7 protein-coding genes, 1 rRNA gene and 1 pseudogene are annotated in these 14,452 nt (G+C 65.2%); 7 read left to right on the top strand and 2 right to left on the bottom strand.

Annotation, left to right across the window (positions count from 1 at the left end; all coding sequences use genetic code 11):
* The first annotated feature begins 91 nt into the window (after positions 1-91).
* The 7 genes and pseudogenes from J1M36_RS01595 (at position 92) to rrf (ending at position 11,992) form a co-directional block, all read left to right on the top strand.
* The gene (locus tag J1M36_RS01595) at positions 92-4,525 is read left to right on the top strand and encodes a glycosyltransferase (protein WP_206478492.1); all 4,434 of its coding nucleotides are present in this window, start codon (positions 92-94) and stop codon (positions 4,523-4,525) included.
* Complete coding sequence (locus J1M36_RS01590; protein WP_131332923.1) at positions 4,522-4,878, top strand: hypothetical protein; 357 nt, start codon at positions 4,522-4,524, stop codon at positions 4,876-4,878. The genes J1M36_RS01595 and J1M36_RS01590 overlap by 4 nt, the downstream gene beginning before the upstream one ends.
* Positions 4,869-7,583: a glycosyltransferase gene (locus J1M36_RS01585; protein WP_241246688.1), complete on the top strand. Its 2,715-nt coding sequence runs from the start codon at positions 4,869-4,871 to the stop codon at positions 7,581-7,583. The genes J1M36_RS01590 and J1M36_RS01585 overlap by 10 nt, the downstream gene beginning before the upstream one ends.
* A gap of 5 nt (positions 7,584-7,588) precedes the next feature.
* A complete protein-coding gene (locus tag J1M36_RS01580) occupies positions 7,589-9,517 on the top strand; it encodes a heparinase II/III family protein (RefSeq protein ID WP_206478489.1) in 1,929 nt (642 codons plus the stop codon).
* A 258-nt stretch (positions 9,518-9,775) separates the two neighbouring features.
* Positions 9,776-10,153, top strand: coding sequence for a PASTA domain-containing protein (locus J1M36_RS01575; RefSeq protein ID WP_131332925.1), 378 nt, complete (start codon positions 9,776-9,778; stop codon positions 10,151-10,153).
* Positions 10,066-11,637, top strand: a pseudogene (locus tag J1M36_RS13140) (heparinase II/III family protein); the annotation flags it as partial. The gene J1M36_RS01575 and the pseudogene J1M36_RS13140, both read left to right, overlap by 88 nt.
* 246 nt (positions 11,638-11,883) lie before the next feature.
* A 5S ribosomal RNA gene (gene rrf / locus J1M36_RS01560) occupies positions 11,884-11,992 on the top strand.
* A 221-nt stretch (positions 11,993-12,213) separates the two neighbouring features.
* On the opposite strand, the gene J1M36_RS01555 is transcribed toward rrf, so the two are convergent.
* Complete coding sequence (locus J1M36_RS01555; RefSeq protein ID WP_206478483.1) at positions 12,214-12,828, bottom strand: response regulator transcription factor; 615 nt, start codon at positions 12,826-12,828, stop codon at positions 12,214-12,216.
* Positions 12,821-14,182 (bottom strand): histidine kinase, encoded by a 1,362-nt coding sequence (locus J1M36_RS01550; protein WP_206478481.1) that lies wholly within the window; start codon positions 14,180-14,182, stop codon positions 12,821-12,823. Before J1M36_RS01550 ends, J1M36_RS01555 begins: the two co-directional genes overlap by 8 nt.
* Between the last annotated feature and the right edge of the window lie 270 nt (positions 14,183-14,452).

Below are 14,452 nucleotides of genomic sequence, written 5' to 3'. Positions count from 1 at the left end.
AGGCGGGGGCGGTGGGAGCACCGTCCCCGCCGCCCCCGCATCGTCTTCTCGCGCGCACCCCCGGCGCGCCGTATCCCCCAGGAGCACCCCCATGCATCCAGACGAACGCCGCGATCCGGCCCGGTTGCGGGAACTGGTGTACCGCCAGGTCGCCCGGGATCCGCGTGGCACGTTCGATCAGCTGGAAGCAGCACAACGCAGGATCCGGTCCTTGGAGGCCGCGGCCGCCACGGCCCGGTCTCGGATCGAGAAGCTCACCGCGCAGAACCGCACATTGGCCGCCTCGTCGACGACTACGGAGGAACGGGCATCGGAGTCTGCCGCGGAACCCGCCGGCGACGGAACCGGGGCCCCGGTCGAGGACGGTACGTCGGCGGCCGCCACGAGCCCAGCAACCCGGGTTCACGACGACGCCGCGGCCACCGGCCCGTCGTACCAGACGCCCCACGCGTCGTCGGCCGGTACCGAACCGACCGCAGAGGTCGAGCCCTCCCTCGAGGACGTCCTGGCCACCCTGGAGGCCGAGCCCATCGCGGCGCACTTGTCCGCTGCCCTCAACCGGCTGTGGTATCGCGAAGGGGACATCACACGTGCGGCGGAACTGGTCGACCGCCACCGCGGCCTGCTGCCGGATCTCACCGAGAAACAGCGCTACTTGACCGACCGCATCCTGGGCACCGTGGCATTGGACCGCACTGCGGCGCGACTCGTGCCCCCGCGCTCCCGCGGTGCGGCGTACCTGCCCGAGCGGCAACGCGTCCTGTACTGCGCGTACTCCACGCCGATCTTCCATTCGAACGGGTACAGCGTGCGCACCGAGGGAGTGGTGGCCGGGCTGAAGGCCGCCGGCGCTGACGTGACCGTGATGGGGCGCTCGGGCTATCCGTGGGACATCTCGACCGCGCGCGTCAAGCCTCGCAAGCGGCGCCACGTGGAAACGCGCAACGGCGTGGACTGGGTGCACGTGCCGGAAGGCAACATCAACCACCTCGCGCCGGACGTCTACGTCAATGTCGCGGCCGATGCCGTGGTGCGGCAGGCCCGGTTGCTGCGCCCGTCCGTGATCCATGCGGCGTCGAACTATCTCAACGCGCTTCCGGCGCTGGCCGCCGCCCGGCGGCTCGGTGTGCCGTTCGTCTACGAGGTGAGGGGTTTGTGGGAGGTCACGGAGGCCTCTCTGAAACCGGGATGGGACGAGACGCAGCGGTATGTGAACCAGGCAGCCATGGAGACCCTGGTCGCTCGTGAGGCGGATGCCGTGCTGGCCATCACGCAAGAGGTCGCGGACGAGCTCGTGCGCCGTGGGGTGTCCGAGAACAAGATCACGCTGCTGCCCAATGGTGTGAACACGGATGAATTCCTGCCGCTGCCCCGGGACACCGGCTACGCCGCGAAACGCGGGATCCGCACGGATGTGCCCGTGATCGGGTTTGCGGGCTCGCTCGTGGCCTACGAGGGTCTGGACACGCTGCTGCAAGCGGCCAACATCCTGCGCGGGCGCAAGGTGGACTTCCAGGTGGTGATCGCCGGCTCCGGTGGGGTGTACCCCGACCTGAAGAGTTATCAGGTCCGCAATAAGCTGCAGTCGCGAGTGAAATTCGTGGGCCGGCGGCCCGCGAGTGAGATCGCCCGGTTCATGAGCTGCGTGGACATCGTGGCGTGCCCCCGCACCAGCTTGCCCGTGACGGAGATGGTTTCGCCGCTCAAGCCACTCGAGGCGTTCAGCGCAGCCAAACCGGTGGTGCTCTCGGACGTCTCACCGCACCGTGCACTCGTGGGTGCCGTGGAGGGAGAGAGCGCCGGGCCGCGCGGTCTGCTGAGCCGAGCCGGGAACCCCAAGTCCCTCGCGAACGCGCTGCAGAAGCTCATCGAGGATCCTGAACTGCGCGTGTCGCAGGGGCAAGCCGGCCGTCTGTGGGCCGTGGACGAGCGGCAGTGGAGGAACCTCGGCCCGGTGGTCCGCCGGGTCTATGCCCAGGCCACGGCGGACCACGACGCCCTGGCACACGGTGGCCGGTCCCTCAAGGATCTGCGGATCGGTCTGATCGCGGACGAGTTCACCACGGAGACCCTGCGCCGCTCGGCCACGATCATCCCGCTCGGCCCGGCCGATTACGCCGAGCAACTGGCCGGCGAGAACCTGGACCTGGTGTTCGTCGAATCGGCGTGGTCGGGCAACGGCGGTGCGTGGCATCACAGGGTGGGGTACTACTCGGACGAGGAGCACATGCAGCTGCGGGACCTCCTGGCGCGGTGCCGCCACGCCGGGATTCCCACCGTGTTCTGGAACAAAGAGGATCCGGTGCACATCAACCGGTTCCGCAGGACCGGGGCGCTGTGCGATCACGTGTTCACCACGGACGCGGACATGATCCCGGAGTATCTTCACGCAGCGCGTTTCCTGAGCGGCGGTCGCGCCGTTACGTCCTCTTCCCTACCCTTCTATGCCCAACCCGCGATCCACAACCCCCTCCCGGGTGCACGGGCGCCGGAGGACACCATTGCCTATGCCGGGACCTACTACGGGCAGCGATACCCCGAGCGCTCCCAGCAGCTCGAGCAATTGCTCGGCACGGCCAAGCCGTACGGGCTGGCCATTTACGACCGGCAATTGGCCATCCCGGACTCACCGTACCGATTCCCACCCGAGTTCAGGCAATGGGTGCGGGGGGCATTGCCCTACGACGAGGTGATCGACAGCTACCGCGCGCACGTGGCCAGCCTCAACGTCAATTCCGCCCCGTACTCACCCACCATGTTCTCCCGCCGGGTCGTGGAGATCGCGGCGTGTGGGGGAGCGGTCCTCTCGAGCTGGGCGCGGGGCATCACCGAGACGTTCGACGGTGGCATTCCCTGCACCAACAACGCGGCATACGCCAAGGCTCTTCTGGGGGCATGGAGCGCCGATCCGGAAGAGCGGTTGCGCGAGGTGTGGCTGCAGCTGCGCACGGTCTTGCGCGCGCACACGGTGGACACAGCCCTGGTGATCCTCGCACGTACCGCGGGTCTACCGATCGAGGCGTTCTCGCTGCCACGGTGGGGTCTCACCGCGCGCCCCGAACAGGTCCCGGGGATCCTGCGTCAATCCGTCCTGCCCAGCACGGTGCGGTTGACGGACGACGACGCCGCTGCCCGCGCCGCGCTCGAGGCGCACGGCGTACGCGTGCTCGGCTATCGCGAACCCTATCCCCACGACGTCGAGTTCTGGGCGTACCCGCCCGAGGACCCTGCACGGACATGGGCGGAGGACCTGCTGCAGACCACGCGCTGGGGGCACTGGGACAAGATCGTTGCGCACTCGCGCGGGGCGGACGAGGATGCTCGAGTGTTCGCGGTTGCCGGTACGAACACGCACGATGCCTGGGGAATGCTTCGGGCGACCCTCGTGAAAGACCCGGACACGTCGTTCCGTGCCGTGGACTCGGCCGCCACCCTCACGGTGACGCTTCCGCCATCGGACGAGCCCACGCGTCAGCTCGTGGCCACCCCATCCGGTGAGAGTGCGGTGGAGCGGGCCGGCACGATCCTTGTGGCGGGACACGACCTGAAGTTCATCTCCTCGTGGCTGAATCACCTTCGTGCCGCAGGGGCACGAGTGCTGGTGGATCAGTGGGACAACCACGCGCATCACGATGAACAGCGCTCCGCGGAGTTGCTCGCGGAAGCGGACGTGGTGTTCTGCGAATGGGGTCTGGGCAATGCGATCTGGTACTCGGAACACGTGAACGACCACCAGCGGCTGATCGTGCGGGTTCACGCGCAGGAATTGCGCGGGCCCTACCTGCGCCGGATCCGGCACGAGCAGGTGTCCCAGTACGTGTTCGTGAGTGATCTCATGCGCGAGGCCGCGATCACGAGTCACGGGCTTCCCCGCGCCACGTGCACGGTGATCCCCAACGTGGTCCGCACGGCGGACCTGGCCCGTGACAAGCACGAGAGCGCGCTGAAGACCGTGGGGTTCGTGGGGATCGTCCCTCAGTTGAAACGGCTCGACCGCGCCGTGGATCTCATGGAGCAGCTCGTGGCCGTGGATCCCGAGTTCTCGTTGCGGGTCAAGGGTAAGCGTCCCGAGGACTACGAGTGGATGCACAAGCGACCCGAGGAACTCGAGTGGTACCGGGCGTGCTACCGCCGCGTCGACGAGCTCAATCAACGCGCCGGCCGGGAGGTCATCCGCTTCGACCCGCACGGCAACGACATGGCCGAGTGGTACCGGGGTGTGGGATACGGCATCTCGGTGAGCGACCACGAGTCATTCCACCTGACCCTCCCGGATGTCGCAGCATCCGGTGGTGTTCCCGTGTCCCTGGACTGGCCCGGTGCGGATCTCATCTATCCCAGGGAATGGCTGGTCTCGTCCGTCCACGAGATGGCGCAACGCATCCTGGATCTCTCGCGAGACCCGGAGACGCGCCGTTCGTTCAGCCACAACGCACACGACTTCACGACATCCACGTTCGACGCCGCCGCCGTCCATGAGCAGTTGGACCGCGCCCTAGCCCCCATCGGAGGCCCACGATCATGAATGCGCACCCGACCCCAGTGGGCGCCGCCGCCGACCACGCCGACGCGGTCGATGTCCTCAGTGACCTTCTGGCCCAACAAGCGCAGGAAATTCGCCGACTGAGCGAGGAACTGGTGGCCAGTTACGAGAAGGAGATCCGGTTCTTCCAGAACCTCGAGTCCCGGGACGAGCAACTGAAGACGCAGGAACGGACCTACCTGAAGAAGGTGTGGTGGTTGGAGTCCGAACTCCGTAAAACGCGTGAGGAGCGGGACACTGCCCGCGAACAGTGGGAGCGCACTAGGGCCTCGCGTACCTTCAGGTTGCAACGACGCGTGTGGAAGCTGCGGAAGGCGGTGCGGTCATGGCGATGAACATGGACCAGGTGAAGCGACGGCGTGCGAAGGTTCGAACGCGGATCAAGGAACTACAGCTGAGGGAAGCCACGGCTGCAACGGACCAGCACTGGTTCCACTCCCGGGCGTTCAAGGACTACGCGCGCCGTAACCGCACGGACCGGTTGAACCCGGTGATCGCGCAGGAGCAGTATCCCGAGTGGTTGTCACACAACGGGCGAGCCGAGCAGGTCCGCGACCTCGTGGAATCCGTGGCGGGGCTGCCCGATCACACCGGTACCCGTGTCTTGACCCCGCACCCGGCCCGGGTGGCCATGATCGCGGATACGTTCCTGTACGAGACGTACGAGGGCACGGCGAACATCACGTACGTGACACCGGAGAACTTCCGGGACGTGGCTCGCACCAGCGATGTGCTCATCCTGACATCCACGTGGCGGGGCCGGTTCGAGGACTGGCACGGCACCACGGCGTCCGCGGGGCTCGTGCGCTCCGAGGTCATCCCGGCCTTCCGCGCACGCGATGTGCCCGTGATCTTCTACTCCAAGGAAGACCCGCCCAACTACGCCCGGTTCCGTCCCCTCGCCCAGGAAGCGGACGTGATCTTCACGTCCGCACAGGAAATGATCCCGAGCTACGCCGCGGATTGCCCCGAGGTGGGGGACATCCGCCCCCTGACCTTCGGTGTCAACCCCCTACTGCACACGCCCGTAGGATCCCGGCGGGTACGCCACTCCGAAGTCTTGTTCGCCGGGTCCTGGCTCTCTCACAAGTACCCCGCCAGACAATCGGCGGCGCGGTTCCTGTTCTCGGGCGTCCTGGATGCCGGACGGGATCTGTTGATCGTGGATCGGAACTCCTCCCTGGGCGATCCCAAGTACTTCTACCCCCGGGAGTTCGTGGACCACGTGGGCCCAGGGCTGGGCCACCGTGAACTCATGAAGGTCCAACGCAGCGTAGACGTCCATCTCAACCTCAACTCGGTCACCAATTCCGGGACCATGTACGCCAACCGAGTGGTGGAGCTGCAGGCGATGGGCGCGTTCGTTCTCTCCAACTACTCGCTCGCCGTCAACGATCGTTACCCCGAGGTCCAGCTGATCGACCGGCCGCGGGAGGTACCCCTCATCCTGGACGGCATGACGGGGGAGCGGCTCTACCGCGCACAGTCCGACGGTTTGCGGCGCGTGTGGGAACACGACACGGCGTGGCAGCGCATGTCGGACATGCTCTCCGCCGTGGGTGCCCCCGTCGCGTCCTTGCACGAACGAGTGGCGGTCGTTCCGGACGGTGACACCACGATCGACCACGCGCGTGAGATCGCCGACACGCAGACAGCACTCGTGAGCGTCCTCACTCGGGGCGAGTTGGCGCAGCGCCGGGATGACTTCGACGTCGTCGTGCCCGTGTCCGCCGATCATGACTACGCGAGCGGCCACGTGCGCGACCTGCTCAACGTATTCAGGTACGCGGACGTGGACGTGGCCACGAAGAACGGCTTCGAGACGAACGGCGGGATCACGAGCCTCGACGATCACGAGCTCACGGGCCGGGTTCGCAGCAGTGCTCGCAGCGGCCTCCGCGTCCAGGCGGACACCCCGGTGCTGCAGACGTGGCTCGACTCCGGGCGGGTCGAGGGGCGGGCCTACAGCACCGCGCCGTTCGGCGCGGGGCCCCGGGTTGGCGAGCGCATCGAGGTCACGCTCACCGACGCCCCACAGTTGACCGTGGTGGTCCCGGTGTTCAACAACGGCAAACACCTGGTCTCCAAGTGCTTCCGCTCCCTGGAACGCTCCACGATCTTCAGGGACATGGAGATCCTGCTCATCGACGACGGCTCCACCGATCACGACACGGTGCTCGCGGTGCGCGAACTCGCGGCGCGGTACGACAACGTGCGCGCCCACTTCTTCGAGACAGGCGGATCGGGCAGCGCGTCCCGGCCGCGAAACGAGGGACTGAAACTCGCGACGGCGCCCTACATCACGTACTTGGACCCGGACAACGAAGCGCTCAACGATGGGTTCCGCGTGTTGCTGGAGACCGTCCGCGAGCTAGGGGTGCAATTCGCGATCGGGGACATGATCAAGCTCTCCTCGTACCGCCGGCACGTCCCGAACGTCAAGATCCTGACGAAGAACCTACCGGAGGATCCCACGGGCGGTCTGATGGTCCCGGAGGACGCCCTGCAGCGGATCAACTTCCAGCCCATGAGCATCCAGGCACTCGTGGCGAACACGCAATGGTTGCGCGCCATCGGTCTGCATCAACCGGTGGGTGCCCTGGGCCAGGATTCCCTGGCGTTCCAGCAGATGCTCCACGGGGCCAGGCGGATCGCTACGGTCCGCCTGCCCATCCACGTCTATTACGGGGCCGTGTCCAACTCGATGATCAACACGGTGGGGCCGAGCCTGTTCCGCAAATACCTACCCCTGGAGCACTACCGGGTGGAGTGGCTCCGACGGGAGGGGCTGTACGACGCCTATTGCCATACCCGGGTGGACGCATTCTTCGACGGGTGGCTCGTGAACAAGTTCAACCGTTTCGTGCCCGCGGAGCAGAAGGCCGAGTGTCGCGCGTTGCTGGACGAATTGTGCGCGCTCTACGAGGTTGAACTCACACACGACGACCCGCAGGAGCCGGCGTCGCCACTGCGCGTTGTGCCCCGGCCCGCGGAGGAGCAACTCGCGCCCGCGGATGTCCTCGTCGGCGCGGAGAACTGACCCGCATGGTGAACCTCGACGCGGCTCGGCGACAGGCGCTGGGCACCCACTTCCGTCCATCAGCCGATGAGGACGCCAAGGTCAACGATCTCAAGGCGGGCCGTCTCACCATGGCGCCGCACAAAGCGTGGTCGCTCCCGGAAGAACCCACCTGGCGGGAAAACCCTTTTCAGGACAACAACTGGCAGTTCCAGTACCACATGCTGCGGTGGCTGGACCCGCTGCGGCGCGCCGCCAACCGCGGAGATGTCGAGGCGGCGCAACGGTGGGAATTCTTGGCGCATTCGTGGATCGCCGCCAACCCACCCGGCGCGGGACAGACGCGGTGGTCGTGGATTGACATGAGCGACGGGATTCGAGCCATGGAACTATGTCACGGTCTCACGGTGGTGGGGGAGCAGGAGTGGCTCCTGAGCTCTCTCCACGACCATGTGGCCTGGCTGTCCGAACCCTCCCATCTCAAACGGGGTAATCACGGATTCCACCAACATGTGGGGCTGTTCGTACTGGGCGTGGTATTGGAAGATCCTGAGGTGACCGAACTCGCGCTCGAGCGGCTCTTCGACCAGCTCGCGGCGGCCTACGACGAACAGGGCGCGAATGAAGAGGGTTCTCTCGGCTACCACCTGCAAAACTACGAGTGGTGGAACGATGCTCTGAGACGCCTGGATCTGGAGGGGATTCCCCGCCCGGAACTCTCGCATCGACTCGACCTGGCACCGCAGCTGTTGGCCCACGCGACGAGTCCGCTGGGACGGTTTGCCCGGATCGGGGACACCGACGGTGGCAATCCCCGCAGGATCAACCACCCGCTCACTCGTTTCGTGGTCACTCAAGGGCGAGAGGGAATTAAGCCCGATTCGACCACCGCCATTTACGACGCCGGCTATGCATTCCTGCGTAGTGGTTGGGGAGAAGATCGCCCCTACCAGGATGAAACATTCGTCACGGCGGTATGGGGCCGGCAGGACAAGGTCCACGGTCACCGCGACGGTGGTTCGGTGACTTTTGCTACCGATGGGGTGCAATGGCTCGATGACTCGGGCAAGTACTACTACGGAAAGAGTCCCATGCGGGACTACGTCGTGGGCCGGGAAAGTCACAATGCCGTCGTCGTGCCCGGAAAGACGTACCGGAGGGACACCGAGGTCTCCTTAATCGGCCACTCGGAAACCGGTGACCACGTGGACCTGACGTTCAGCGATCCCGGGTACGACGACGTCGGAATCCTTCGGCGACTCATCTACCTCAAGGCCCGGCGTCAACTCCTCGTCCTCGACTCCGTGGAAACCCCGGAATCCACCGTCGTGGAACAGTGCTGGAATTGTGGTCGCGACGTAGAGGCCCAGCGTCTCCGCACGGGTTTCATCCTTCGCCGCGAGAAGAAGAGCATCCACGTGAGCACCTTGAACGGCGGTCCGACGGAGGTCCGCCGCGGGGAAGAGAACCCCCTGGCGGGCTGGACGTCCACGGGATGGCGGAGGGCTTCACCCGTGGAGCAGCTGGCCGTCACCGGGCAGGGACCCTCGTGTTTCTTCCCGACTCTGATCGGCCCGTGGGACGAGGCGGCGGTTGACGTGCTCGGCTCCCGCATGACGCACGTTGCATTGCACGGACGGGTCGAAGACGTGATCCCGTCCGCGCTACTGGCACGGGATCATACGGTTTCAGTCGTCGAACACGCCCAGGACAACACCGGGATGGCGGTCACGGTGTCCCGCACGGACCGTGGCCTGGTACGCGTGGTTGTCCGCGGTGGCGGGCCTCTCTACGCGTTCTACCTCATTCGGTCCGATGGCGCCATTGAACGGACGCCATACAACCGGCGCTCGTCTCACACGTTCTACGCCGACGATTCGGCGTCCTGCCGTATCCGCGTGTTCTCCCGTGACAACGCGCAGACGATCAAGGTAAGGACGGTGACAGCGGCATGACCCCACAGAGAATGCTATACCCATGATGGATATAATATCGGTTTCGAGAAATACTGCGCACGCAAAGAACCCCCAATAAGCCTTTCACGCCCACGTCAGCTGTACGATGACCCGTAGAACCTTGCATAAGCTATCCCCTCTTTCGATATACGGAAACCGCCCCGGGTGGTTCGCAAGTTCGCTTCCTCGGGCTATTCGGCGACAATCGCCTATCCATGCAATTTAATTCCTTTTCGCCCCCCACAGAAAGTCTCGGACATGATCTCGCACAGCTCTGCTCGTTCCCTTGCCCGGCGCCTTTTCTTGACCTCAACTGCGGCTGTCATCCTCCCGCTGACGTTGATCGGCTGCGGCTCGTCTCAGCCCGGAGAAACCGCAGCGGGTCAGACGAGCGCCGTGCCGGCTGAACAGACGTCGGCCTCGAACACCCTGCCGGACTTCAATGACAAACCCCTGTACGACGCCATCATCTTCGCGCGGGATAACGACGTCTCCTACACGGTGAAAGACCGCAAGGGACACACCCCAGAAACCAAGAACACGCGAGAATGGAAAGTTGTCTCGCAAACTCCCTCTGCTGGCACGCCTTTCGAACCGCGACACAAGATCGAACTAACCGTAGAAAATTCCAAGTAAGCTATCGAGCAGTTTTCCGGCGGGTTCACGGAGTCGTCGGTCATCTTTCGGAAAGGCCCATGGAGCCAGCAACCTACGAAGTCATCAGGCGCATCACGGACTCATTCGTGCCTGAGATCGCCAACGATGCGGCCCGCCAGCGCGCCCGCTGCTTTCTGAATGAGCGGGTCATCATGCATCCCACACTGGGTGGGATCGACGCCTCTCGGGTGACGGTGTGGCAGACCCCGCTGCCTCGGACCCACGGACGTTATCTCCATGGCTTCCTGTTCTTCGCGGATTGGCATGCCACCGTTCTCGCCACTCCTGGGGGAAAAGAGACGGCCCATCAGCATGCGCTGAACTTGGTCCTCTCTTGGGCCACTTGCAACACCGGCGTTCCAGGTTCCTCAGACATGGCCTTTCACGATGAAACCACCGCGCAACGAAGCCTACAGATGGCGCGCTTGCTGGATGAGTTCCCGGGTGGTGTGCCCGAGGAGTACGTATCGGCCGTGCAAGCGCTGGTGACGCTGCATGTCGATCTGTTATCGGCTGCCTCGTTCTATGCCGGTAACAACAATCACGGGATGTTCCAGGACATTGCTCTACTTCGCCTGGTGACGTCGGACGTGGGTATGGCAGTCACGGACCCTCAGCACAGGGACGACCTACTGCACTTGGCCGCAGACAGGCTGCACCGTTACTTCACCTCAAGCTTCACCCGCGATGGCGTCCACGTGGAGAACAGCCCGGGATATCACTTGATGGTCAGCCGCTATCTTCGCGATCTGATTCCGGTACTGGACCTGCTGGAACCCGGTACATCCGCATCCTTGCACGGAATCTACGAGGGTGCTGAACGTTTCGCGACCCACATGATCATGCCGAACGGGTTTCTGCCGCCCCTCGGGGACACCAAAGTGGCCCGTGTGAGGGACATGTCCCACAGAAGTACGTTCTCCTCACCGGCCTACGACTATGCCGTCCACCAGGGGACCAGAGGAGTTGCGCCGTCGGAAACCACCGCCGTTTTCCCGGACGGGGGCTATGCGGTGCACCGTTCATCATGGGAAGTCCAAGACGCCGACTGGCTGGTCTTCAAGTCCGGGTACCGGTCGAACTACCACCATCACGCGGATGACCTCTCGTTGCTGGTGTACACCCACGGTCACCTGGTGTTGGGGGAGGCGGGACCATTCGGCTATGACTATTCTGACCCGCTTACCAAGTACGCGTTCTCCCAGTTCGCTCATAATGTCATCACCGTCGATGGCGTCAGCCAACCCCGTGCGGACCGGGAGCCCGGGGGCATCGAGTTCACTGATCACGGAAGCGAACCCACCGGGGAGCTGCTGGTCCAAGGTGTCAACAGACGTTCCGATCATTTCTGCCACATCCGTGACATTTCGACAGCACAGCTAGAAGATGCGCAGGCACCGCGGACCGCTGTCCATGTGGATGATCAGGTCACGACTGACGACGGGCACGAACACGACTACGTTCTTCGTTGGCATCTCGGCGCGGGTACTCGTCCCGTGCTTCGCGGTAACGGCCTGGAACTCTTTGTGGGCTCTCGAAAGGTTCTGGAGATGACCTGGTCTGGGCCTCGGCCTTCCACCACCCGGATTCGCCGGGCCGGGTGGGCCGCCCCCTTCATTCGGTCCGGTCGCTGTGCGAGTCGTCGGTTTCCGATTGATGGGTGCATTGCCGAGCGTAGTCGACGGGTGCGAGGTAGCCGAGCGATGAATGCCGGCGGTCGTGGTTGTACCCGGTCCCATCCCGAACCCGGTAGCTAAGACCCACAGCGCTGATGGTACTGCACTCGGAAGGGTGTGGGAGAGTAAGACACCGCCGGGATTAACATGAAAGAAAGAAGTGGTCGAGGCCGCACCCCTTAGGGGGCGCGGCCTCCCACCATTTAACACACCGGAACGCACACAAGCCCGCGATCGTGCAGTGTAAACGCCACGGTGGGCTTCACCATGGCGCCAGCGGCGATGGGTTCATTCGGGCCACCACTAGATCGGGTTCTTCTGCCGCACCCCGATGCGAGTTGACAGCGTCACGCTCTCTCACTCTCAGATCCATCCCTCGTCCCATGCCCGCTGCACGGCCTCCTGACGGGTGGACACGCGCAACTTGGCCAGGGCCGAGGAGACGTAGTTCCGAACGGTTCCCGGTGCGAGATGCAGGGCCGCAGCCGCGTCCGCGAGAGTGGCCTGCTGCGCGGATTCACGCAGCACGTCCAGTTCCCGGTCACTCAGAGGACATGCGGAGCCCGATAGCGCACTGGCGGCGATTTCCGGATCCACGTACCGCTTGCCAGCCGCGATGTCCCGCACCACCTGGGCCAGCTTCTCGGAGGGCGTGGACTTGGGGAGGAACCCGGACACGCCCGCAGATAGGGTGCGGCGCAGTACTCCGGGACGGGCGTGGCGCGTGACCATGAGGATGCGGGTGTCCACCGAGCTCACGATGCGCTGCGCCGTGTCCACGCCATCCGTGGGCGGCATCTCCAGGTCCAGGATGCACACGGTGGGGGAGTGCTGCTGAGCCGCCCGTAGAGCCTCGGCCCCGTCTGCGACATCGGCCACCACATCGAAGTCGTCCTCGAGGCGCAGCAGGGCAGCAAGGGCCCCGCGGATCAGGTGCTCGTCGTCCGCGAGAAGGATCGTGATCCGCTCGTCATTCATGGTCGTCTCGTGTCATGGGCACGCGCGCGGTCAGGGTGAAACCGGCGTGCGCGGGATCGAAGGTGTACGTGAGCGTGCCTCCCAGCGCCGACAGTCGTTCACGCAGCCCCGCCAATCCGTTCCCGGTGGAGGCGTCCGGCGTGGATTCCGAGGACGGGGACGCGCCGTCGTTGTGGATGACGAGTTCGAGATGAGCGCCCCCGCCCGGCAGGCGTCGGCGCCGTGCGGCACGACCGGTGGGTGCGGCGTCGTCGTCACGACCCGTGGACGAGATCAAACGCAGCGAGATCCGCGCGGAGGAGGCGTGGGAGTGCCGCAGGATGTTGGTCGTGCCCTCCCGCACAACGAGGCCCAGCACATTGCTCGTGACGGTGTCACCGCGGCCGTCCTCGGTGGAGTCGGGGAAGGGTCGTGAGCGACCGGCCCAGGTCCGCAGCATCGGGGGCAGGTCCACGTCCGTGTGGATCCCGGCCGCGTCGAGAACGGAGGACGCGTTCTCGAGCTCGTCCAGGAGAGTGGTGGAGCGATAACCCTGGACCAGGGAGCGTGTGTCACGCAGGGCTTCCTGCGCGCCTGCGTGAGCCGCGAGGACCTGCTCGCGGGCGGCGTCGTACTGCTGTTTGCCGAGCAGGCGGGCCGCGAGATCCGTGGTGAGGCTGATGACCTGCAGGTGGTGCCCCTGGACGTCGTGCAGGTCCGCCGCGAAGCGCAGCCGCTCGTTCGCGATGGCCAGGTCCGCGGCACGGCGCTGAGCGGCCTCCAGCTGTAGCATGACGCCCCAGACCCACAACGAGGAGGGGATGGCGAGCAGGACGATCCCCGCGTACTGGATGGTCATGGCGACGTCCATCGCGGTCGGGTTCATCACCCCCATGGCCCAACAGACCAAGAGGTACACGGGCGGGATCGCAGCGGCCACGAGGAACAACCAACGCCAGCGGTGCTCGGGCTGCAGGCCGGCCGTCATGACCACGACGGCCAGGGGGAGTGCGGCGTAAACCCCTCGGGGGCCGACGCTCGCCGCGAGAACGGCGCACACAATCCCCAGGATCGCAGCCACACCCATGAAGGGAGTCAACACGGCCGCCCGACTCACACCCCGACGAATCCGCAACAGCCCTGCGGCCCAGCACAGCAGGCTCGTCACGCCGATGATCCCCGTCGTGACGTACGCGGCCGCCGATGGCCTGAACGCGATGGCCGCGAAGTTCAGGAAGAACACGTAGAGCAGGATGCCCACCAGCGTGAGGTAGGTGCTCCACCACACCAGGCTCATGTTCCGGCGTTGCCGCGCGAGGTCGAGCTCGTGCTGTTCTGCGCCGTGGACCGGCGCGGACGTAGGGATCGCCGACATGCCTCCACCCTAGGGGCCGGGTGATCCGGATATGACACGTGTCATGTGGGCTGATGACATCCGTGGCCAAGGTGATGACGCGGGCTCACTGCCGCGAACGGTCCCCGCGCGGAAGAGTGGTGGGCAGAAGGGCACGACAGCCCTGGGCTGACCCCGTTTGGTAGGTCCGGTGGTTGTGTGAGTCGTCCTGTTGCCCGGGGGTCCGGGCAGTGAGACTGGTCAGATCATGACGAACAGCAGGAAGCGTCACACCTCGGAGCAGGTCGTCCG

This window comes from Kocuria sp. KRD140, from assembly GCF_017168375.1.
GTDB lineage: Bacteria > Actinomycetota > Actinomycetes > Actinomycetales > Micrococcaceae > Kocuria > Kocuria marina.
This window is presented reverse-complemented; position numbering and strand designations above follow the sequence as displayed.